Genomic DNA, 23187 nt, shown 5'->3' on the forward strand with positions numbered 1-23187 from the left:
CCATTACCCCGCTGCCGGGCCGACGTGGCCCTTGCGCAATGCTTCGATGACCGCGTCTTTCGGGCCGTCTGCGACGATGCGGCCACTGTCGAGCACCAGCAGGCGGTCGACCAGGCTGAGCATCGAGGTGCGGTGGGTGACCAGCAGCAGGGTCTTGTCGCGGCAGGCCTCGTGCAGGCGCTTGCGGAGGATCTCCTCGCTGCTGTTGTCCATGGCGCTGGTGGGCTCGTCGAGCAGCAGGATCGGCGGGTCGAGCAGCAGCGCGCGGGCCATCAGCACCGCCTGGCGCTGGCCGCCGGAGAGCAGCTGGCCGCGCTCGCCCACCGGCCGGTCGAAGCCGGCCGGGTGTTGCCGGGCCAGTTCGCTGACGCCGGTCAGTTCGGCCACTTCGAGCATCCGCGCGTCGCTGACGTAGCGCGCGCCCAGGGTCAGGTTGTCGCGCAGGCTGCCGGCGAGCAACGGCAGGTCATGGGCGACGTAGCCGATCTGCTGGCGCAGATCGGAGACGTCGAGCTGGCGCAGGTCCAGGCCGTCCAGCAGGATCTGTCCTTCGTCCGGGTGATAGAAGCCCATCAGCAGGCGGCCGAAGGTGCTCTTGCCCGAGCCGCTCTTGCCGATGATGCCGATCTTCTCGCCGGGGGCCAGGCGCAGGCTGACGTGGTTCAGCGCCGGGCTGGTCTGCTCCGGATAACTGAAGCTCAGTTGGCGGACCTCCAGTGCGCCGTGCAACTGGGTGCGCTCCAGCGGGCGCTGGCGGGCCTGGCGTTCCTGGGGCAGTTCCATCAGCGCGTCGGTGCTCTTCATGGTCAGGCGCGCCTGCTGGTAACGGGTGATCAGCCCGGCGATCTGCCCCAGCGGGGCGAGTACGCGGCTGTTGAGCATGTAGCTGGCGACCAGGGCGCCGACGCTGAGGTTGCCGTCGAGGATGCTGTAGACCCCGGCGCAGATCATCGCCATGCCGGCGAACTGCTGGAGGAACAGGGTGCCGTTGGTGGCCAGGGCGGAAAGGAAGCGCGCGTGGTTGTCCAGCCGCGCCAGCGCGCCATGGGTGGCTTCCCAGCGGTACTGGCGCTCGCTCTCGGCGCCGCAGGCCTTGAGGGTTTCCAGGCCGCCGAGGGTTTCGATCAGCAGCGCCTGGCGTTCGGCGCCCAGGGTCAGGCTCTTCTGCACCGTGTCGCGCAGGCGGCTCTGGATGATCAGGGCGAAGACGATGGTGAGCGGGAAGGCCAGCAGTGGAATCGCGATCAGCCAGCCGCCGAGCAGGCCGATGACCAGGATCATCAGGATCGAGAAGGGCAGGTCGATCAGGCTCGTGAGGGCCAGCGCGGTGAGGAATTCGCGCAGGCCCTGGAAGTCATGGATGCTCTGGGCGAAGCCGCCGATGGTCTCGGGCTTGGCCTTGAGCGACATGCCGGTGATGCGTTCGAACAGGGTGGCGGACAGCACCACGTCGGTCTTCTTGCCGGCCATGTCCAGCAGGTTGGAGCGCAGCACGCGCAGCAGCAGTTCGAACATCGTTCCCAGCAGCAGGCCGGCCGCCAGTACCCAGAGGGTCGAGATCGCCTGGTTGGGCACCACGCGGTCGTAGGTCTGCATGACGAACAGCGGCACCAGCATGCCCAGCAGGTTGATCAGCAGGCTGGCGACCAGGGCATCGGTATAAAGCCAGCGCGAGAGCCGCAGGGTGTCGCGGAACCAGGCTTCGACCCGCGGCACCAGCGGTTTGCGGGCGGCCTCCAGTTCGTGGCGCGGGCGGGCGAAGAGGGCCTGGCCACTGTACTGGGCGGCCAGTTCCTCGGCGCTCACGGCCTGCTCGCCGCCTTCGGTTTCGCAGGGCAGGATCAGTGCCTGGCCGTCGTCGCGCCATTGGCGCAACACCGCGCTGCGGCCGTCGTTGAGCAGCAGCAGCACCGGCAGGTTCAGGCTGGAAATGCTCTTCAGCTCGCGGCGCAGCAGTCGCCCCTGCAGCCCGGCACGCGCGGCGGCGCGCGGCAGCAGGCTGGCGGACAGGCGCTGGTTGGGCAGCGGCAGTCCGGCGGCGAGGCTGTTGCGACTCACCGCGCAACCGTGCAGGCGGCAGAGAATCAGCAGTCCGTCGAGCAGGGGATCGTCATGGCTCAGGCGCGGATCGCCCGGCGCGGGTGCGCCGCGCTCCTGGATGATCATGGTCACGCTACTTCCTCCCGGGCCGGGCCAGCCCACGCCAGCAGCAGCCGGCGAGCACTTGCAGGTGCTCGCCGGCCCTCGCCGGACGCCGGTTTTTCCGTGCCCCGTCGTATCGCTTCACGGCCGCCTCCCCAAGGCTGGGCAGCGTGGGGGAGGCGGCGAATGTGTGCGACTTTCTTATTTCAGGTCAGGCAGGCGTGCCTCGTTCTTCACGTCCGACAGCGCCACCGACTCGTGGGGCGCTACCACATGCTGGGAGCGCAGCAGCGAACCCATGCTGCCCAGCACGCGGTACATCGAGTACTCCTCGGTGTAGCGCACTTCGGTGTAGCGGCGGTTGGCGGTGAACAGTTCGTTCTCGCTGTCCAGCAGGTCGAGCAGGGTGCGCTGGCCGAGAGTGAACTGTTGCTGGTACGCCTCGCGCACCTTGCGGGTGTAGTCGGCGTATTCACGGGCCGGCTGGGTCTGCTTGCGCGAGTTTTCCATCGCGTCCCAGGCCAGCGAGAGGTTCTCGTTGAGCAGCCGCAGCGCGTTGTTGCGGATGTCCTGGGCCTCGCCGATCTGGTGCGAGGTGGCATTCAGGTGAGCCTTGTCGCGCATCCCGTTGAACAGGTTGTAGCGCATCACTACCTGGGCTTCCCAGCTGTTGTAGTGGCCTTCGTCGCCGTCGACGTTGTTGTTGGCCGCCTTGGCCAGCTCCGCGTCGAAGCGCGGATAGAAGGGCGCCTTGGCCGCCTCGTACTGGGATTCGGCGGCATTGACGTCGGCCTGCGCCGATTTCAGCAGCGGGTTGTCGCTGAGCATGTTTTGGCGGGCGCTCAGCAGGTCCGGCGGCACTTCGGCCTTGATCGTGGTGGGCATTTCCAGCTGGTCGGGCATCTTGCCGGTGGCGCTGTAGAAATTCGCCTCGGCGTCGGCCAGGTTCACTTCCTCGGTGTAGAGGTTGTTCTGCGCCAGGGCCAGACGCGCGATGGCCTGGTCGTTGTCCGCGGTACTGCCGACGCCTCGCTCGCTGCGCAGGCGAATCTGATCGCCGATGCGTTCGTGGGCCTGCAGGTTGTTCTTCGCCAGGGTCACCATTTCGCGACGCTTGAGCACTTCGAGGTAGACCTCGACGGTGCGCAGGGCGGCGGTCTCGGAGGTGCCGAGGATGCGGAAGGCCTTGGAGTTGACGTTGGATTCGTTGCGCTTGACCTCGTTGGGCGTGCCGAAACCGTCGAACAGCATTTGCCGCAGACGGATTTCCGCATCACCACGGGTCAGGGTTTCATCGTTGTGATTGCCCGCCGCGCGAGTGGTCGGGCTGTCGGTGTTCTCCCGGCCGTATCCGGCCACGAGATCGACGGTTGGCAGATAGCCTCCCCTTGCAAACTTGAGTTCTTCATCCGCAGTCAGGCGACTGTTCACGCTCTGACTGATTTCCGGGTGGTACTGCAGCGTGCTTTGTATAGCTTCAGTCAGGGTCATTGCCTGCCCATGGGCCCCTGACACCGCCAAAAATACACCGCTCCATAGTGCCGCGTTACGACTGCGCATGGCTTTGCTCCTGGTGTTCTCGTACTTCGATGCTCTTGGATCGCCAATTTATTGGCTTTTTTCTCTTATCAAGCGTTTCACGCCTGTAACATCAGAGCTAAGAACAACTTTTCGAAAACCTCAGAAGAATTTTTCACATGGGTTATTCTGAAAAAATCTTATGAGTCATGTGAAAAACCGCACATTGTTTGAACGTGCAAGCCCTCGTATTTCCTGGGTATGGGCGGGAAAGGCGCTTGCAAACGAAGCCAGGTACGGTTTGTAGCAGTTAGGGCGGGGACCACCGCAGAAGGACAATAAAACGCGTGGCCAGCATGACAGAAAATTGTCGCTGGCTTTTTGATACGCAAACGCTACCAGTCCTTTTCGCACCCTTCGCAGCTTTCGTAGCGGCATCCGGATACAAGCGTGCCATGGCCTGTTCAGGTTACTTGCGTGTCGGTGGAACCGGCCGCGGACAGTGCAGTGGAGGAAGGACTCATGGCTACTTTGATGGGTGTCGTCAGCAAGGTAATCGGCGAAGTGTTTGCGGTAGCCGCCGATGGATCGCGTCGTCCTTTGGAGCAGGGAGACAAGGTTTTCGTAGGCGAGCAGCTGGTCACCGGCGCCAATGGCGCGGTGGCATTGAAAGTCGCTGGCGGCGGCGAGATCACCCTGGGCCGCGACAGCGCCTTGCCGCTGACCTCGCAGATGCTCGCTGCTGCGCACCAGGCGCAGAACGGTGACGAGCAGGTAGCACAACAGCCTGCGCCGCCGAGCGCGAAAGACACTGCCGACGTCAAGGCCCTGCAGGCCGCCATCGCCGCGGGCGCCGACCCGACCCAGCAGGCCGAAGCCACTGCCGCAGGTCCCCAGGCGGGCAACGCCGCCAATGGCAAACCCGGTGGCGGGCACTCCTTTGTTCTGCTGACCGAAGTCGGCGGGCATATCGACCCGACCATTGGCTTCCCCACCGGGCCGATCGGCTCCGGGCCACTGCCCCTGCGCGAGTTCGACGGCGTTCCGCAGCCGCGCGCCGAGGCCGTTACGCCGCCGGAGGTCCTGCCGCCGGATGGCCAGCCGAGCGCTGGCCCCAACGGCCCTGGTACCGCCAACGTATTCGAGGCCGGCCTGCCCGGCGGAATTCCCGATGGTGCAGGCGAAGGCGCGACCTTCACCGGCAGCCTCGGCTACAACTTCGGCAGCGATGGCGTCGGCAGCTTCTCGTGGGGCACTGCAGGGCTGCCCAGCCTGACCTCAGGCGGTGTCGCCATCACCTACAGCGTCAGCCCCGACGGCCATGTACTGACCGGTAGCGCCAACGGCACGCCGGTGTTCACCGTGACCCTCACCGATATCAATACCGGCGCCTTCGAAGTGACCTTGCTGCAGCCGGTGGATCATCCGGTCAAGGGCAGCGAAGACACCCTGACCTTCGAGATTCCCTACACCATCACCGATGGCAACGGCACCCCGGCCAACGGAAGCCTGACCGTGGGCATCGTCGACGATGCACCGCAGGCCGGCCTGTCCGCCGACAATGGCGTGGACGTGCTGCTGCAGACCCACGACGCCAACACTGCTGGTGCGGCCTTCGACACGTCCACCGCCGACTACAGCTCGGCCTTCCAGGTGACCGCCAACTATGGCGGCGACGGCGCCGGCAGTACCCAACTGACCTACAGCCTGAACCTGGTCGGCGCCAACGGCGCCAACTCGGGCCTGACCAGCGGCGGCGCCACTATCTACCTGTACAGCGTCGGCGGCGCCATCGTCGCCTCCACCTCCGCCAGCGCCGCCGGCATTACCGGCGAGAACACCGTGTTCTCGCTGTCGGTGAATGGCAGCGGCGTGGTTACCCTGACGCAGTACAGTGCCATCGACCATGCCCTGCCGGGCAGTGAAAGCGGTTATGCCAGCCAGACCGCAGTGCTCGATTCCGGCCTGGTGCAACTACAGGGCAACCTGACGGTCACCGACCGCGACGGCGACAGCGTTTCCTCCAGCAGCTCCATCGACCTCGGCGGCCGGGTGAGCTTCACCGATGACGGCCCGACCGTCGCCGTGGGCAATACCGAAGGCCTGCATCTGACCGTGGACGAGACCAACCTCGGCCAGGACGCCACCAGCAGCATGGCGGTGGGTGATCTGTTCAACGCCCAGTTCGGCGCTGACGGCGCCGGCACCATCACCTACAGGATCGGTACGACCGACAATACCGACAGCGGGCTGAAAGACACCGCCACCGGCGACAAGATCTTCCTGTTCAACACCGCCAACGGCGTCGAAGGACGTGTGGGCGGTGCCGACGGGGCGGTCGCCTTCCGAGTGACCCTGGGTAGCGACGGCAAGATCACCCTCGACCAGGTGCGTGCGCTGGTGCACCCGGACGCTGCCGATGCCAACGACCCGCTGAGCCTGGGCGCCGGCAAGATCAGCCTGTCTGCCACCGTGACCGACGCCGACGGCGACCATCAGAGCGCCAGTCTCGATCTGGGCAGCAAGCTCACCTTCCTCGACGATGGCCCGCGCATCGCGCCGGTGGAAGGTGGCGATATCCACCTCACCGTGGACGAGACCCAACTCGGGCAGGCCGCCACCAGCAACTCCGTCGCCGACCTGTTCAACGGCCAGTTCGGTGCGGACGGCGCCGGCTCCATCAGCTACAAGCTCGAAGCCGCGGACAACACCGATAGCGGCCTGAAAGACACCGCCACCGGTGAGCGGATCTTCCTCTACAACACCGCCAATGGTGTGGAAGGGCGCCTTGAAGGCACCAGCACCGTGGCCTTCCGCGTCACCATCGACGGTGACGGCAAGGTTACCCTGGAGCAACTGCGGGCCCTGGCCCATCCCGATGCCAGCGATCCCAACGATGCGCTGACCCTGGCCGGCAAGATCGCCCTGACCGCCACCATCACCGACAAGGATGGCGACAGCGCCACCGCGCAGATCGACCTGGGGGGCAAACTGACCTTCCTCGACGACGGCCCGAGCATCACGCCGTGCCAGGACGCCGATATCAAGCTCACTGTGGACGAAACCCACCTGGGCGTGAGCGACACCAGCTCGATCACCGTGTCCGACCTGTTCACCTCCCACTTCGGCGCTGACGGCGCAGGCGCTATCACCTACAAGCTGACGACCGAGGACGGCAAGGACAGCGGCCTGACCGATACCGCCACGGGCGAGAAGATCTTCCTTTACAACACCGCCAATGGCGTGGAAGGGCGGGTCGGCAGCAGTGCCGACGTGGCCTTCCGCGTGACCCTTGGCGCGGACGGCAAGGTCACGCTGGACCAGGTGCGCGCGGTGGTTCACCCGAACACCAGCGATGCGAACGATGGCGTCAGCCTCGACGCGAACAGCGTCACCCTGACGGCGACCATCACCGACAAGGACGGCGACAGTGCCCAGGCCCACATCGACCTGAGCGGCAAACTGACCTTCCTCGACGACGGCCCGAGCATCACGCCGTGCCAGGACGCCGATATCAAGCTGACCGTGGACGAAACCCACCTGGGCGTGAACGACACCAGCTCGATCACCGTGTCCGACCTGTTCACCTCCCATTTCGGCGCTGACGGCGCAGGCGCTATCACCTACAAGCTGACGACTGAGGACGGCAAGGACAGCGGCCTGACCGATACCGCCACGGGCGAGAAGATATTCCTTTACAACACCGCCAATGGCGTGGAAGGGCGGGTCGGCAGCAGTGCCGACGTGGCCTTCCGCGTAACCCTTGGCGCGGACGGCAAGGTCACGCTGGACCAGGTACGCGCGGTGGTTCATCCGAACACCAGCGACGCGAACGATGGCGTCAGCCTCGACGCGAACAGCGTCACCCTGACGGCGACCATCACCGACAAGGACGGCGACAGTGCCCAGGCCCACATCGACCTGAGCGGCAAGCTGACCTTCCTCGACGACGGCCCGAGCATCACGCCGTGCGAAGACGCCGACATCAAGCTCAGCGTGGACGAAACCCACCTGGGCGTGCCGGACACCAGCAGCGCTTCGGTCGCCGATCTGTTCACCACCCATTTCGGTGCGGACGGCGCCGGTGAGATCACCTATAAGCTGGCCGGGGCCGACAACACCGATACCGGTCTGAAGGACACCGCGACCGGTAGCCGGGTGTTCCTCTACAACACCGCCAACGGCATCGAGGGGCGCCTGGAGGGCACCAATACCGTAGCCTTCCGCGTGTCCATCGACGGCGACGGCAAGGTCACCCTGGAGCAGTTGCGCGCCCTGGCACACCCCAATACCAGTGACGCCAACGATGCGCTCAACCTCAGCGGCCAGGTCACCCTGACAGCGACCATCACCGACAAGGACGGCGACAGTGCCAGTGCCCATGTCGACCTGGGCAGCAAGCTGACCTTCCTCGACGACGGCCCGAGCATTGCCCCGTCGAGCATCTACGACATCAGCCTGGAAGTGGACGAGTCCGACCTTTCCAACGACGCCCGCGTCGAGTCCAGCCTGGTCTCGCTGCTGTTCGAGACGCACTTCGGCGCCGACGGTGCGGGCAGCATCACCTACAAGGTCAGCACGGTGGATGGCACCGACAGTGGCCTGAAGACCACCCAGGGCGAATCCATCCTGCTGTACAACGTCGACGGCACCGTGGTCGGCAAGGTCCAGGGCAGCGGCGCGATCGCCTTCGTGGTCAGCGAAGACCAGGGCGCGCTCATGCTCGACCAGCGCCTGGCGCTCAAGCATCCGGACACCAACGACGCCGATGATCCGCTGCGCCTGGAAAGCGGCAAGATCACCCTGACCGCCACCATCACCGATGGTGACGGCGACAAGGCTTCGGCCCATGTCGACCTGGGCAGCAAGATGGTGTTCTACGACGACGGTCCGCGCATCGAGCCGTGCACCGACGCCGATATCAAGCTGACCGTGGACGAGACCAAACTGGGTGTCGACGCGCAGGCTTCGGCGGATGATGTCGCGGCACTGTTCACCGGCCACTTCGGCGCCGATGGCGCCGGCGGCATCACCTACAAGGTCACCACCACCGACGGCACCGACAGCGGCCTGAAGGACACCGCCACGGGCGGGAAGATCTTCCTCTACAACACCGCCAATGGTGTCGAAGGGCGCGTGGAGGGCACCAACCTGGTGGCCTTCAGCGTGAACCAGCACAACGGGGTGATTACCCTCGACCAGCAACGGGCGCTGGTACACCCGGTGACCACCGATGCCAATGATCCGCTGAGCATCGGCGCCGACAAGATCACCCTCACCGCGACCATCACCGATGGCGACGGCGATCATGCATCGGCCAGCATCGACCTGGGCGGCAAGCTGACCTTCCTCGACGATGGTCCCAGCATCCAGCCGTGCACCGATGCCGACATCCGCCTGGAAGTGGACGAAAGCAACCTCGCCAGTGACGCGCGGGTCGAAGCGCCGCTGGTGTCGGAACTGTTCACCGCCAGCTTCGGCGCTGACGGCGCCGGGTCGGTCACGTACAAGGTCAGCACCGTGGACGGCACCGACAGCGGCCTGCGCGAAACCGCCGGCGGCGCGCGCATCCTGCTGTTCAACGACGGCAACGGCGTGGTGGGCAAGGTCGAGGGCACTGGCGCCATCGCCTTCGTGGTGCGTCCCGATGGCGGTGCGCTCACGCTGGACCAGCGTGTCGCCTTCATCCATCCCGATGCCCACAACGACGATGAAGCCCTGAGCATCGCCAGCGGCAAGATCACCCTGACCGCCACCATCACCGACAAGGATGGCGACAGCGACAGCGCCTCCATCGATCTGGGCAGCAAGCTGGTGTTCCACGACGACGGGCCGAGCATCGTGGCCAACCAGGCCGATGGCCCTGCCCTGGTGGTGGACGAGAGCAACCTGGGCGCCAATGCCAGCGCCAGCGTCAGCAGCCTGTTCACCAGCCACTACGGCGCCGATGGCGCGGGTTCGCTGGTGTACAAGGTGGTCGCGGCGCAGGATGGCAGCGACAGCGGCCTGCGCGTCACCAATGGCGACAAGATCTACCTGTACAACGAAGGCAATGGCGTGGTCGGCCGGGTCGGCGGGCAGAGTGGGGCGGTCGCCTTCACGCTGACGGTGAACAACGGCACTGTCACTCTCGACCAGCAACTGGCGCTCAAGCATCCCGATGGCAATAACCCGGATGACCCGCTGAGCATCGCCAGCGGCAAGATCAGCCTGACGGCCACCATCACCGATGGCGATGGCGACTCCCACAGCGCCAGTGTCGAACTGGGCAGCCAGCTGAGCTTCCATGACGACGGCCCGAGCATCACTGCCAGTGCGCAAGGTGCACCGGCTCTGGTGGTGGACGAGACCAACCTGGGTATCGACGCCAGCGCCAACATCACCAGTCTGTTCACCAGCAGCTATGGCGCCGACGGTGCGGGCTCGCTGGTGTACAAGGTGGTCGCGGCGCAGGATGGCAGCGACAGCGGCCTGCGCGTCACCAGCGGCGACAAGATCTACCTGTACAACGAGGGCAATGGTGTCGTCGGTCGAGTGGGCGGAGCCAACGGCGCCGTTGCCTTCACGCTGACGCTGAACAACGGCAGCGTGACCCTCGACCAGCAGATGGCGCTCAAGCATGCCGACGCCAGCAACCCCGATGATGCGCTGAGCATCGCCGACGGCAAGATCAGCCTGACCGCCACCATCACCGATGGCGATGGCGATTCGAAGTCCGCCAGCCTGGACCTGGGCAGCAAGCTCAGCTTCCATGACGACGGCCCGAGCATCACCGCCAATGCCGCTGCGGCGCCGACCCTGACCGTCGATGAAACGCACCTGAACGTCGATGCCACCGCCAACTTCAGCACGGCCTTCACCGCCAATGCCGGCGCTGACGGCGGCAGCACGACTTACAGCCTGAGCGCGACCACGGGCACCCAGAGCGGCCTGCAGACCACCGACGGGCAGAACATCGTGCTGGTCAAGGTCAGCGCCACCGTGGTGGAAGGCCACGTCGGCACTGCCAGTGGCGCGACCGCCTTCACCCTGACGCTCGACAGCGGCACCGGCGTGGTCAAGCTCGACCAGCAACTGGCGCTCAAGCATCCCAACGCCAGCGACCCGAACGATCCGCTGAGCCTGGCCAGCGGCAAGATCGGCCTGGTCGCCACCGTGACCGACGGTGACGGCGACACGAAATCAGCGAGCATCGACCTGGGCAGCAAGCTCAGCTTCCTCGATGACGGCCCGACCGCGGTGGACGACTCGCCGCGCTGCCTGGTGCAGCAGGCGCCGCCAGCGGTGAACCTGACCCTGGTGGTCGACGTTTCCGGCAGCATGGCTGGCGACAAGCTGACCAACGCCAAGGCGGCCCTGGTCAACCTGGTGCAGCAGTATGCGGCCATGGGGATTGCCATCCATGTATCGCTGCTGAGCTTCGCGGCCACTGCCAAGGACCTGGGCGACTTCAACTTCACCGGCACTTCCGACGCGCAGTACACGGCGCTGGTGAACAAGATCAATGGCCTCAGCGCCGACGGCGAGACCAACTACCAGGCTGCCCTGGACCTGGCCAGGACCAATGTCACCTCCGACATCACCGTCAGCGGCCATGATCCGGCGGCGATCAACCGGGTGTACTTCATCTCCGATGGCGAGCCGACCACCGGCAACACCAACTCGGCAATCACCCAGTGGAAGGCCTTCCTGGCCAACCCGGACGGCGACGGCAATGACGCCACCAACCATGTGGATGCCTACGCCGTCGGTCTGGGAGCCTCGATCACCGATGTCGACCTCAAGGGCGTGACCAACACTGGCGATCCGATCATCGTCACCAAGCCCAGCGACCTGACGGCCACCCTGCAGAACCTGGTGACCATCGACTCGGTGAGCGGCAACCTGCTGGCCAACGACCTGCCGGTCAGCGCCGATGGCACCGTGCGCATCACCCAGGTCGAGTTCGGCGGCGAGAAGTTCGCGGTGGATGCCGCGGGCAACCTCACCAACGAGAACCCCAACGCCACCACCGCGACCGGCAGCTACAACGCCAGCAGCGGCCTGCTGACCATCCAGACGGCCAACGGCACGCTCACCGTCTACCTCAAGGACGTGACCGGCCACCAGGCCGGCGACTACAGCTACGCCTCCAAGGCCGGCGTGGCGTTCCCGGAAAGCGGGCAGATCAGCGAGGTCTTCAAGTACACCATCGTCGATGGCGACGGCGACACTGCGTCGGCCAACCTCAACATCTGCCTGAAGTACGGCCAGCCGATCCTGGTGGTGGGCAGCAACAGCGGCGACGTGGATGGCTCGACCGTCCTGCACACCGTCCCCAGCCCGCTGGATGCGGACAAGGCCGGGCAGATCAACGGCAGCGGCGGCAACGACGTGCTGATCGGCGATGCCGGCGGGGTCTCGGTCTACACCCAGCCGGGCAAGAACTACAACATCTCGCTGATCGTCGATACCTCCGGCAGCATGGCCGACCCGTCGGGCAGCAACATGTCGCGCATGGCCCTGGCGAAGAACGCACTGATCAACCTGGTCAACACCATCAAGGGACACGACGGGGTGATCAACGTGAGCCTGGTGTCGTTCAGCGACAACTCCCACGTCACCACTTTCAATGGCCTGAGCGCCGCCAACGTGACCGCGCTGATCGCCGCCATCAACGCTCTGAGTGCCAGCGGTGCGACCAACTACGATGACGCGATGAAAGCGGCCTCGCAGTGGTTCAACACCCAGGTGACGACCAACCATGCCGATGCGGCCCATGGCTACATCAACCTGGCGTTCTTCCTCACCGACGGCAACCCGACCGTTTCCAACAGCGACTCCAGCTCGGGCAACATCACCAACTACGGCGACATGAACAATGCACTGGTGTCGGGCAATGACATGCTTCACCACGCCGGGGCGCTCACGGGCGACAACGCGGTGGACGTCAATGCCATCGGTATCGGCAACGGCATCAACAGCAACTACCTGAAGTTCTTCGACAACACCGACACCACGGGCACCGGCTCGGTCACCCTGGATGGCAAGACCATCAACGCCAGCGTCGGCGAGCCGCAGATCATCAACACCGCCGAGCAATTGCAGGCAGCGCTGCAGGAGGGCTTCAGCACCAGCACGCCGGTCACCGTGGGCAACGACCACCTGGTCGGTGGCTCGGGCAATGACATCATCTTCGGCGATGTCATCAACACCGACTCGCTGGCCTGGGCCGGGCATGCCGCCGGGTCGCACAACGGGCAGGGCTACCAGGCGCTGGTGGACTACCTGACCGCCACCAACGGCAGTGCGCCGACGGTCGCGCAGATCACCAACTACATCGTCCAGCACGCGGACCAGTTCAACGTCGCCGGCGATACCCGCGGTGGCAACGACATCCTCGAGGGCGGCGCCGGCAATGACCTGATGTTCGGCCAGGGCGGCAACGACAAGCTGATCGGTGGCCCCGGCGACGACATCATGTACGGCGGTACCGGCGCGGACGAGTTCATCTGGAAGTCGGGCGATACCGGGCACGACGTGATCAAGGACTTCAGCATCGCCGAAGGGGATTCGCTGAACCTCGCCGACCTGCTGCAGGGCGCGTTGCCCACCGCCGATTCGCTGTCCCACTACCTGTCCTTCTCGGTCAACTCGGGCACCACCAGCATCGCCGTCAGCCCCACCAGTGGCGGCGCCGCGACCCAGACCATCGACCTGGCCAACGTCGATCTCTCCGCCAAATACGCGGGCCACGCCGGCAGCGGCGTGCTCTCGGCGGGAGATACCCATACCGTGCTCAACGGCCTGCTGGGTGACCACGCGATCAAGACCGACACCGTCTGACCGGCGCAATACCGGTCGAAACCGCCGCCTCCGGGCGGCGGTTTCGTTCGTGCCTGCCCAACGAGGGTGGGGGCACGGCTATACGGCTGGTGAATGATCGTCGCGGTGCTCCGTCAGTGGCGCTTATGCTCCACGCACACCTTCCTCAGTCCAACAACAAGCAACGAGGTTTCCCATGCGCGAAGTGGTGATCGTCGACAGCGTCCGTACCGGCCTGGCCAAGTCCTTCCGTGGCAAATTCAACATGACCCGTCCGGACGACATGGTCGCCCATTGCATCGACGCGCTGCTGGCGCGCAACAACCTCGATCCGTTGCTGGTGGACGACTGCGTGGTCGGCGCCGGCTCCAACGAAGGCGCCCAGGGCCACAACATCGGCCGCAATGCCGCGGTGCTGTCGCGCCTGGGCACCCACGTCGCCGGCATGACCCTCAACCGCTACTGCTCCTCGGGCCTGCAGGCCATCGCCATTGCCGCCAACCAGGTGGCCTCCGGCTGCAGCGACATCCTGGTGGCCGGCGGCGTCGAGTCCATCAGCCTGACCGCGGGCAAGATGAACCGTGACAACTTCGTCAACCCGCGCCTGGAGTCGGACTTCCCCGGCATCTACTACCCCATGGGCCAGACCGCCGAGATCGTCGCCCGCCGCTACAATGTCACCCGCGAAGCGCAGGACCTGTACTCGCTGCAGAGCCAGCAGCGCACCGCACGGGCCCAGGCCGAAGGCCTGTTCGATGACGAAATCGTGCCCATGAGCGTGAAGTACCTGGTGGAAGACAAGGCCACCGGCGAGAAGAAGGTGCTCGACGCCGTGGTGGATCGCGACGACTGCAACCGCCCGGAAACCACCCTCGAGGGCCTGAACTCCCTCAAGCCCGTGTTTGCCGAGGATGGCTCGGTCACCGCCGGCAACGCCTCGCAACTCTCCGACGGCGCCTCGATGACTCTGATCATGACCCTGGAAAAGGCGCTGGAACTGGGCCTCAAGCCCAAGGCCTTCTTCCGTGGCTTCACCGTCGCCGGCTGCGAGCCGGACGAGATGGGCATCGGCCCGGTGTTCTCGGTACCGAAACTGCTCAAGGCCAAGGGCCTGCAGGTCGCCGATATCGACCTCTGGGAGCTCAACGAAGCCTTCGCTTCCCAGTGCCTGTATGCCCGCGATCGCCTGGGCATCGACAACGAGAAGTACAACGTCAACGGCGGCTCCATCTCCATCGGCCACCCGTTCGGCATGACCGGCTCCCGCCAGGTCGGCCACCTGGTGCGCGAACTGCAGCGGCGCAACCTGCGCTACGGCATCGTCACCATGTGCGTGGGCGGTGGCATGGGCGCCACCGGCCTGTTCGAGGCGGTACGCTGATCCAGGCAAGACGGCCAGCGGCCTGCGCCGCTGGCTGATCGGCAGCGACCGCTCCACGCAAGCGGGACGAGGCCCAGGAGAACCCCCGGCGGCGACGCCGGGGGTTTTTCATGTCTGCTCCTGCAGGACGAAGGACGAGCCGTTCAACGCCGCCACTTCCAAAATTTTTTCGCCCCTATACCAAAATCTGCCTATGGATCTATCGGCGCACTTGGCCCTTTGGAAATAGTGCCGTCGCAATCCGTCCCTAGCATGGACCTCGTTCCTTCACGCCGCGGCACCCGCAGCGTGGACCACAAGAAAACGAGGTACCGCCATGCATCCCTCCATCGCCGGCACACCGCTCAGCGTGCGCCACATCCGCAAGCGTTTCGGCCAGTTCGTCGCTCTCGACGGCGTGTCGCTGGACGTCAAGGCCGGTGAGCTGGTCTGTCTGCTCGGTCCCTCCGGTTGCGGCAAGACCACGCTGCTGCGCTGCATCGCCGGCCTGGAGCAACAGGATGACGGCAGCCTGCACCTGGGCGAGCGCGACGTGTCGAACCTGCCGCCGCAGGCGCGGGACTACGGCATCCTGTTCCAGTCCTACGCGCTGTTCCCCAACCTCACGGTGGAACAGAACATTGCCTATGGCCTGACCAATGCAGCCAAGGAAGAAGCCCGCCGCCGCGTCGCCGAGATGCTCGAACTGGTCGGCCTGACCGGCAGCGAGAAGAAGTACCCCGGCCAGCTCTCCGGCGGCCAGCAGCAACGCGTCGCCATGGCCCGCGCGCTGGCGCCGAGTCCGTCGCTGCTGCTGCTCGACGAGCCGATGTCGGCGCTCGACGCCCGTGTCCGCGAACACCTGTGCGGCGAGCTGCGCCAGCTGCAGAAGAGCCTGGGCATCACCACCGTGATGGTTACCCACAACCAGGACGAAGCCATGCTGATGGCCGACCGCATCGCGGTGATGAACCACGGGCGCATCGAGCAGTACGGCACCGCCCAGGAAATCTACAGCACGCCGAGCACGCCCTTCGTCGCCGAGTTCGTCGGCCAGGGCAACTGGCTGCCCTTCGAGCGCGGCAGTGATGGTCATGCCCGCGTCGGCAGCCTCAACCTGCGCCTGCACAGCCAGGCGCAAAGCGCCTCGGGCCGGCTGTTCTGCCGCCCGGAAGCGATCAGCGTGAACCCGGCGGTGCACCAGGAAAACCTGTTCCGCGCGCAGATCCGCGAGATCACCTTCCTCGGCAACCGCTGCCGCATGAGCTTCGAGCTGGAGCAACTGCCGGGCCATGCGCTGCTCGCCGAGCTGGCGCCGGAGGACATGCCGCGCCCGGGCACTCCAGATATCTGGGTGTCACTGCCGCCGCGCAGCCTGCAGGTGTTCGCCTGAAATGGAAGCCGTGGTGAAGCACAGCCCGACGCTGTCCGTCGGCAAGGTTCGCGGCGATCTGGGTGATCGCCTGTTCGTCCGGGGCGGCAAGGTCCTGCTGCTGGTCCTGCTCACCCTGGCGGTGCTGATGCCGCTGCTGGCCATCTTCTGGCGCGGCTTCAGCGGCGAAGCGGGGCAGGGCGGCGGCCTGGCGGCCATGGGCGAGCTGCTGCGCAGCGACAACTTCCACTGGCTGCTGGGCAACAGCCTGAAGGTCTCGGTGAGCGTGGCGTGCATCGTCGTGCCGGCGGCCTACCTGTTCGCCTATGCGCTGCAACGCACGCTGATCCCGGCCAAGGGCCTGTGGCGCGGGATTTCCCTGCTGCCGCTGCTGGCGCCTTCGATGCTGCCGGGTATCGCGCTGATCTACCTGTTCGGCAACCAGGGCCTGCTGCGCCACCTGCTGTCGGACAACATCTACGGCTTCTGGGGCATCGTCCTCGGCGAGGCGATCTACACCTTCCCCCATGCGTTGATGATCCTGTTGTCCGCGCTGTCGTTGGCCGACGCGCGCCTGTTCGATGCCGCCTCCAGCATGGGCGCCGGCCCGTGGAAAGCCTTCCGCAGCATCACCTGGCCGGCTTCGCGGCAGGGCGTGTTCGCCGCCTTCTGCCTGGTGTTCACCCTGACCATCACCGACTTCGGCGTGCCGGTCGTGGTGGGCGGCGATTATCAGGTGCTGGCGCTGGAAGCCTACAAGGCGGTGGTCGGCCAGCAACAGTTCGGCCGTGGCGCGCAGATCGGCATGATCCTCCTGCTGCCGGCGCTGCTCAGCTTTGCGGTGGATACCTGGCTGCGCCGTCGCCAGGGCGACGCCATGAGCGGCCGCGCGCAGGTCTATCACCCGAAACCCTCGCGTCGCCGCGATGCCGCCTTCCTCGCCATCGTCGTGCTGATCAGCATGGTATTGCTGGGCGTGCTGGGCATGGCCGTGTACTCCTCGCTGGTGAAGTTCTGGCCCTATAACCTCTCGCTGTCGCTGAACCACTACGACTTCAACACCACTGCCGGCGGCGGCTGGCTGGCCTATCGCAACAGCCTGACCATGGCCGTGTGCACCGCGATCATCGGCAGCGCGCTGATCTTCACCGGCGCCTACCTGATCGAGAAGACCCGCGAGCAGCGCTGGCTGAGCCAGCTGCTGCGCATGCTCTGCTTCGTGCCGATGGCCGTGCCGGGCCTCGTGCTGGGCCTGGGCTACGTGTTCTTCTTCAACCTGCCGGGCAACCCGCTGCATGTGTTCTACGGCAGCATGGCGCTGCTGGTGGTGTGCACCATCGCCCACTACCTGACCACCGCGCAGATGACCGCCACCGCCGCGCTGCGCCAGCTCGACGGCGAATTCGAGGCCGCCGCGCTATCGCTGAAGATGCCGCTGTGGCGCCACTACCTGCGCGTCACCGTGCCGATCTGCCTGCCGGCGCTGCTGGACATCACCCGCTACCTGTTCGTCTCGGCGATGACCACGGTCTCGGCGGCGATCTTCCTCTACAACCCGGACACCATCCTCGCCGCCGTCGCCGTGCTGAACATGGACGACTCCGGCAACGTCGGCGGCGCCGCCGCCATGTCCACCCTGATCCTGCTCACCTCCGCGGCTGTGTCGCTGCTGCTGGCCGGCGCCTCGCGCGGCCTGCTGCGCCGCTCCCAGGCCTGGAGAAACCCGTAACACCGCTGGACGCTGTCGCCCCCGTTTCGGCGAGGGCTCAACCCCTGACAAAACCCGCCTCCGCGCGGGGAAAAAACACTGCCAAGGAGCTCCACATGTTCAAACGTCTTGCCCTCGCCGCTGCCGTGGTTGCCGCTTTCGCCGCACAGGTCCACGCCGCCGACACCGAACTGACCGTCTACACCGCCCTGGAACCGGAACAGCTGACCGCCTACAAGCAGGCCTTCGAAGCCGAGAACCCGGACATCAAGATCAAGTGGGTACGTGATTCCACCGGCATCGTCACCGCCAAGCTGCTGGCCGAGAAGGATCGCCCGCAGGCCGACGCCGTCTGGGGCCTGGCGGCTTCCAGCCTGGCCATCCTCGATGCGCAGGGCATGCTGGAGAAGTACGCGCCCAAGCACCTGGACGCCATCGGCAAGAACTACCGCGACCCGGTCAACCCGCCGGCGTGGGTAGGCATGGATGTCTGGGCCGCCACCATCTGCTTCAACACCGTCGAGGCCGAGAAACTGGGCCTGGAGAAACCGGTGAGCTGGCAGGACCTGACCAAGCCGGAATACAAGGGCAAGATCGTCATGCCGAACCCGGCATCCTCCGGCACCGGCTTCCTCGACGTTTCCGCCTGGCTGCAGACCTTCGGCGAGAAGCAGGGCTGGGCCTACATGGACGCCCTGCACGAGAACATCGGCCAGTACGTCCACTCCGGCTCCAAGCCGTGCAAGCTGGCCGCCGCCGGCGAGTTCCCGATCGGCATCTCCTTCGAGTACCCGGCCGTGCAGCTCAAGCGCCAGGGCGCGCCGCTGGACATCGTCCTGCCGAAGGAAGGCCTGGGCTGGGAAATCGAAGCCACCGGTATCGTCAAGGGCACCCAGCATGAAGCCGCCGCGAAGAAACTCGCCGACTTCTCCGCCAGCCCGAAAGCCATGGAGCTGTACAAGGAAAACTTCGCCGTGCTGGCCCAGCCGGGCATCGCCAAGCCGCAGACCGAACTGCCGGCCGACTATGAGCAGCGCCTGATCAAGAACGACTTCGCCTGGGCTTCGAAGAACCGCGACGAGATCCTCGCCGAGTGGCGCAAGCGCTATGACGGCAAGTCGGAGAAGGTTGCGCAGAAGTAAGGTTTGACACCGATGGCTCCCTCTCCCCAACCCTCTCCCTTCAGGGAGAGGGCGGGGGAGAGGGGCTCTTCGCCACGCAGGAAATACCCCCATGAGCCACACCCACTGCGACGTCGCCATCGTCGGCGCCGGTATCCTCGGCCTTTCCCACGCCTACGCCGCCGCCCGCCGCGGGCTTTCCGTGCGTGTCTTCGAACGCACCGCCACACCCCTGGGCGCCTCGATACGCAACTTCGGCCAGGCGCTGGTCACCGGCCAGCCGCCGGGCGTGATGTCCGACCTGGCACGAGCCAGCCGGCCGATCTGGGGGCAATGGGCGGAAGGCGCCGGGTTCTCCCTGCGGCGCAACGGTTCGTTGCTGTTCGCTCGCACCGAGGCCGAGGAGCATCTGCTGGAAGCCTTCTGCGCCGGCCGCGCGAAGGCGATGGACTACCGCGTGGGCCTGCTGCGCGGCAGCGAGCTGAACGACCTCTACCAGGGGCACTTCCGCCATCACCGCGCCGCGCTGCTCGGCTTCGACGACCAGCAGTTGTACTCCCGCGAAGCGCTGCCGAGCCTGATCGATTACCTGCGCCGCGAGCACGGCGTGCAGTTCCATTTCTCCACCCTCGTGCGTGACGTCGACAGCGGCGTGCTGCGCACCACGGCGGGCAGCTTCACCGCCGGGCAGGTGATCGTCTGCTCCGGCCACGACTACCAGACGCTGCTGGCCGAGGTCATCGCGCCGCTGGAGCCGCAGGTGTGCCGTCTGCAGATGCTGCGCGCCCGCCCGCAGGTCGATTTCGGCCTCGCCCACTCGATCCTCACCGGCCTGAGTTGCGTGCATTACGGTGCCTTCTCCGACCTGCCCGAGGCCGAGGCGGTGCGCGAGCAGATTCGCCGCGAGACGCCGGAACTGGAAGAGCAGGGCATCCACCTGCTGGTCAGCCCAACGCCCCATGGCGAGCTGATCATCGGCGACTCCCACCATTACGGCAGCGACGCCGCGCCGTTCAATGCCGAGGCCGTGGACAGACTCATGCTGGAGCTGGCCGAGGACACCCTGGGCATGCATGTGGAGGTGGTCGAGCGCTGGCAGGGCGTCTACGGCTCGCGCGGGCCGGGGCCGTTCTCCGTGCTGCAGGCCGCCGACGGCATCACCGCCGTGCTGATGCACACCGGCGTCGGCATGAGCATCGGCCCGGCGCTGGGCGAGCGCACCGTGGCCGGATTGTTTGGCTGACACGCAGCTGTCATCTGCCGTTCACTGGGTTCTGGTACTACCGGCACACACGGATTCGCTTTTTTGTAGGAGCGAGCAAGCTCGCTCCTACAGGCTGCGCGCGCGGAGAGACATGAACCACAGCATCGTTCAGAGCCATCAGGATTCCGACCTGTTCGGCCTGCTCTATGGCTTCAGCTTTCGTCCCGGCCAGCCCGGCCTGGAAATCGACTCGCCTACCGCGCTGCAGCGCCTGCAGGAGCCGCGGGCGACGGATGAGTTCCTCTGGCTGCACCTGAACCTGGCGCACGCGGCCTGCGAGCGCTGGATGAAGTCGCACCTGGAACTGCCCGACTACTTCTTCGAGACCCTGCGCGAAGGTTCGCGCTCCACCCGCATCGAGCATGTGGACGGCGCGTTGCTGGCGGTGGTCAACGACGTGGTGTTCGACTTCAGCAGCCGCATGTCCTCGGACGTCGCCACGCTGTGGGTCTGCGCCCGTGGCCGCCTGCTGGTGACTGCCCGTGCGCAGCCGCTGCGTTCGGTGGATACGCTGCGCTCCTCGGTGAAGCACGGCGAAAGCTTCAACTCGCCGCTGGAGCTGCTGGTCCACCTGCTGCGCGACCAGGGCGAAATCCTCACCCGCATCGTCCGCGAAACCAGCATCAGCGTCGACCGCATCGAGGACCAGTTGCTGTCCTCGCGCCTCTCCGCCAGCCGCGCCGACCTGGGCGGCATGCGCCGGGTGCTGGTGCGCCTGCAACGCCTGCTGGCGCTGGAGCCGGGCTCGCTGATGCGCCTGCTCAACCGCCCGCCGCTGTGGCTGAAGGAAGACGACGTGCGCGTGCTGCGCGAGGCCACCGAGGAGTTCTCCCTGGTGATCAACGACCTCACCGCCCTGGGCGAACGCATCAAGCTGCTGCAGGAAGAGATCGCCGCGAAGATCAACGAGCAGAGCAACCGCACGCTGTTCACCCTCACCGTGGTCACGGTGCTGGCGCTGCCGATCAACATCATCGCCGGCTTCTTCGGCATGAACGTCGGCGGCATTCCCTTCTCCAGCGACCCGGAGGGGTTCTGGATTCTGGTCGTGCTGGTGGCCAGCTTCACCGGCCTGGCCGGGCGCTGGGCGTTTCGCAAGCGCGACGATTACTGACCAACGCCGGCAGGGGCACTTTGCAGGAGCGAGCGTGCTCGCGAACAACCCCGGCACCAGAGCAGCCGGTTGATACCGTTCGCGAGCAAGCTCGCTCCTACAGGCAAGGCAGGGCCCCGATTTCCGGGCAAAAAAAGACCGGCCCAATGGCCGGTCGAGGGGGAAGAAAACGACGTCAGCGGCAGACGCGGGCGATGGCCGCCGCCAGGTGGTCGAGGCGTTCGCCGTCGAGCCCGGCGATGTTCGCGCGGCCGCTGCTGACCAGGTAGATGCTGTGCTCCTCGCGCAGGATGCGCACCTGCTCGGCCTGCAGGCCGGTATAGGAGAACATGCCGCGCTGGATGGCGATGTGCGCAAAGCGCTCCGCCAGCCCGTGGGGGCGCAGGGCTTCCACCAGGCCGATACGCAGGTCGGCGATGCGCCCGCGCATGGCGTCCAGCTCTGCCAGCCACAGGTTCTTCAGTTCCGGGTCGCCGAGGATGGTGGCGACCACTTCGGCGCCGTGGGCCGGTGGGGTGGACCACAGGTTGCGGGCGAACAGTGCCAGTTGGCTGCGGATGTCGGTGAGCTTGTCGGCGTTCTCGGCGCAGACGATCAGCGCGCCGACGCGGTCGCGGTAGAGGCCGAAGTTCTTCGAGCAGGAGCTGGTGATCAGCACTTCCGGCAGGCTCTCGGCCAGCAGGCGCACGGAATACGCGTCCTCCTCCAGCCCATCGCCCAGGCCCTGGTAGGCGAAGTCCAGCAACGGCAGCAACTCGCGGCGACGGACGATCTCCAGCACGCGCTGCCATTGCGCGTGATCCAGGTCGAAGCCGGTGGGGTTGTGGCAGCAGGCGTGCAGCAGCACCACGTCGCCCTGCGGGATTTTCTCCAGCATGGCGAACATGGCCTCCGCGTCGAGACGATTGTCCGCGCCGACGTAGGGGTAGTGCTTGATCGGCACGCCGGCGGCGGCGAACAGGGTCTCGTGGATCGGCCAGGTCGGGTCGCTCAACCAGATATTTTTCCCCGGCAGGCAATGCGCGATGAACTCCGCCGCCAGGCGCAGGGCGCCGGTACCGCCGGGCGTCTGCGTGGCGTCGGCACGCGAATCGGCCAGCAGCGGCGAGGTGACGCCCAGTACCTGCTCGCACAGGCGTGCAGCGAACAGCGCGTCGCCGTGGCTGCCGACGTAGCTCTTGGTGGTCTCGCTATCCACCAGGCGCTGCTCGGCCAGCTTCACCGCGCGGGGAATCGGCGTGAGGCCCTGGGCGTCCTTGTAGACGCCCACGCCAAGGTCGAGCCGCGCGGGGTTGGGGTCGGCCCGGTAGGCTTCGAGCAGGCCCAGGATCGGGTCGCCCGGTACGCGGGTGACCTTGGCGAAATGGCTCATTTGCGTCCCTCTGCTTTCGCGGCCAGCTCGTCGGTGCGCGCGGCCATGATGAAATCGTTGCGGTGCAGGCCCTTCAGCTCGTGGCTCCACCAGGTGACGGTGACCTTGCCCCACTGGGTCAACAGGTCGGGGTGGTGGCCTTCTTCCTCGGCGATAGCGCCCACCGCGTTGGTGAAGGCCAGGGCATGGCGGAAGTTCTTGAACAGGAAGACCCGCTCCAGCTCCATGTGATCGTCGCGGACCTCGATATTCCAGTCCGGGATCTGCTTGATCAGCACCGCCAGTTCTTCGTCGGACACCTTCGGGGCGTCGGCGCGGCAGGCTTCGCAATGGGCTTGGGTAAGTGCGGTCATGAAAGGTTCTCCTTGTCGTGGGGTGGCATAGGAGTGCGCTCGCGAACCATCTTAGGCTC

Annotated in this window: 11 protein-coding genes; 7 read left to right on the top strand and 4 right to left on the bottom strand. The window is 66.0% G+C overall.

What is annotated here, in order from left to right:
- Positions 1 to 3 precede the first annotated feature (3 nt).
- Both GJV37_RS24875 and GJV37_RS24880 read right to left on the bottom strand, forming a co-directional pair.
- Positions 4 to 2166: a type I secretion system permease/ATPase gene (locus tag GJV37_RS24875; RefSeq protein ID WP_193453091.1), complete on the bottom strand. Its 2163-nt coding sequence runs from the start codon at positions 2164 to 2166 to the stop codon at positions 4 to 6.
- A gap of 177 nt (positions 2167 to 2343) precedes the next feature.
- Positions 2344 to 3633 (bottom strand): TolC family outer membrane protein, encoded by a 1290-nt coding sequence (locus GJV37_RS24880; RefSeq protein WP_376784723.1) that lies wholly within the window; start codon positions 3631 to 3633, stop codon positions 2344 to 2346.
- 549 nt (positions 3634 to 4182) lie between these two features.
- On the opposite strand from GJV37_RS24880, the gene GJV37_RS24885 reads away from it, so the two are divergent.
- From GJV37_RS24885 to GJV37_RS24915, 7 genes are all read left to right on the top strand, one after another.
- Entirely contained in the window at positions 4183 to 13485 is a 9303-nt protein-coding gene (locus GJV37_RS24885) for a retention module-containing protein (RefSeq protein ID WP_193453034.1), read from the top strand.
- Between the two features lie 175 nt (positions 13486 to 13660).
- The gene (locus GJV37_RS24890) at positions 13661 to 14845 is read left to right on the top strand and encodes a thiolase family protein (protein ID WP_024764396.1); all 1185 of its coding nucleotides are present in this window, start codon (positions 13661 to 13663) and stop codon (positions 14843 to 14845) included.
- A 316-nt stretch (positions 14846 to 15161) separates the two neighbouring features.
- Positions 15162 to 16217 carry a putative 2-aminoethylphosphonate ABC transporter ATP-binding protein gene (locus GJV37_RS24895; protein WP_193453035.1) on the top strand — a complete coding sequence of 352 codons (1056 nt, stop codon included), beginning with the start codon at positions 15162 to 15164 and terminating at the stop codon, positions 16215 to 16217.
- A gap of 1 nt (position 16218) precedes the next feature.
- Positions 16219 to 17925 (top strand): putative 2-aminoethylphosphonate ABC transporter permease subunit, encoded by a 1707-nt coding sequence (locus GJV37_RS24900; RefSeq protein WP_038803407.1) that lies wholly within the window; start codon positions 16219 to 16221, stop codon positions 17923 to 17925.
- A 95-nt stretch (positions 17926 to 18020) separates the two neighbouring features.
- A complete protein-coding gene (locus GJV37_RS24905) occupies positions 18021 to 19046 on the top strand; it encodes a putative 2-aminoethylphosphonate ABC transporter substrate-binding protein (RefSeq protein ID WP_193453036.1) in 1026 nt (341 codons plus the stop codon).
- Between the two features lie 91 nt (positions 19047 to 19137).
- Complete coding sequence (locus GJV37_RS24910) at positions 19138 to 20268, top strand: TIGR03364 family FAD-dependent oxidoreductase (RefSeq protein ID WP_193453037.1); 1131 nt, start codon at positions 19138 to 19140, stop codon at positions 20266 to 20268.
- Between the two features lie 112 nt (positions 20269 to 20380).
- A complete protein-coding gene (locus GJV37_RS24915; protein WP_037012376.1) occupies positions 20381 to 21403 on the top strand; it encodes a transporter in 1023 nt (340 codons plus the stop codon).
- A gap of 175 nt (positions 21404 to 21578) precedes the next feature.
- Here GJV37_RS24915 and GJV37_RS24920 read toward each other — a convergent pair whose 3' ends face one another.
- Positions 21579 to 22775: an amino acid aminotransferase gene (locus GJV37_RS24920; protein WP_024764392.1), complete on the bottom strand. Its 1197-nt coding sequence runs from the start codon at positions 22773 to 22775 to the stop codon at positions 21579 to 21581.
- Positions 22772 to 23128 carry a 4a-hydroxytetrahydrobiopterin dehydratase gene (locus GJV37_RS24925; protein ID WP_024764391.1) on the bottom strand — a complete coding sequence of 119 codons (357 nt, stop codon included), beginning with the start codon at positions 23126 to 23128 and terminating at the stop codon, positions 22772 to 22774. Before GJV37_RS24925 ends, GJV37_RS24920 begins: the two co-directional genes overlap by 4 nt.
- Between the last annotated feature and the right edge of the window lie 59 nt (positions 23129 to 23187).

This window comes from Pseudomonas nitroreducens, assembly GCF_010994165.1.
GTDB classification, from domain to species: domain Bacteria; phylum Pseudomonadota; class Gammaproteobacteria; order Pseudomonadales; family Pseudomonadaceae; genus Pseudomonas; species Pseudomonas nitroreducens.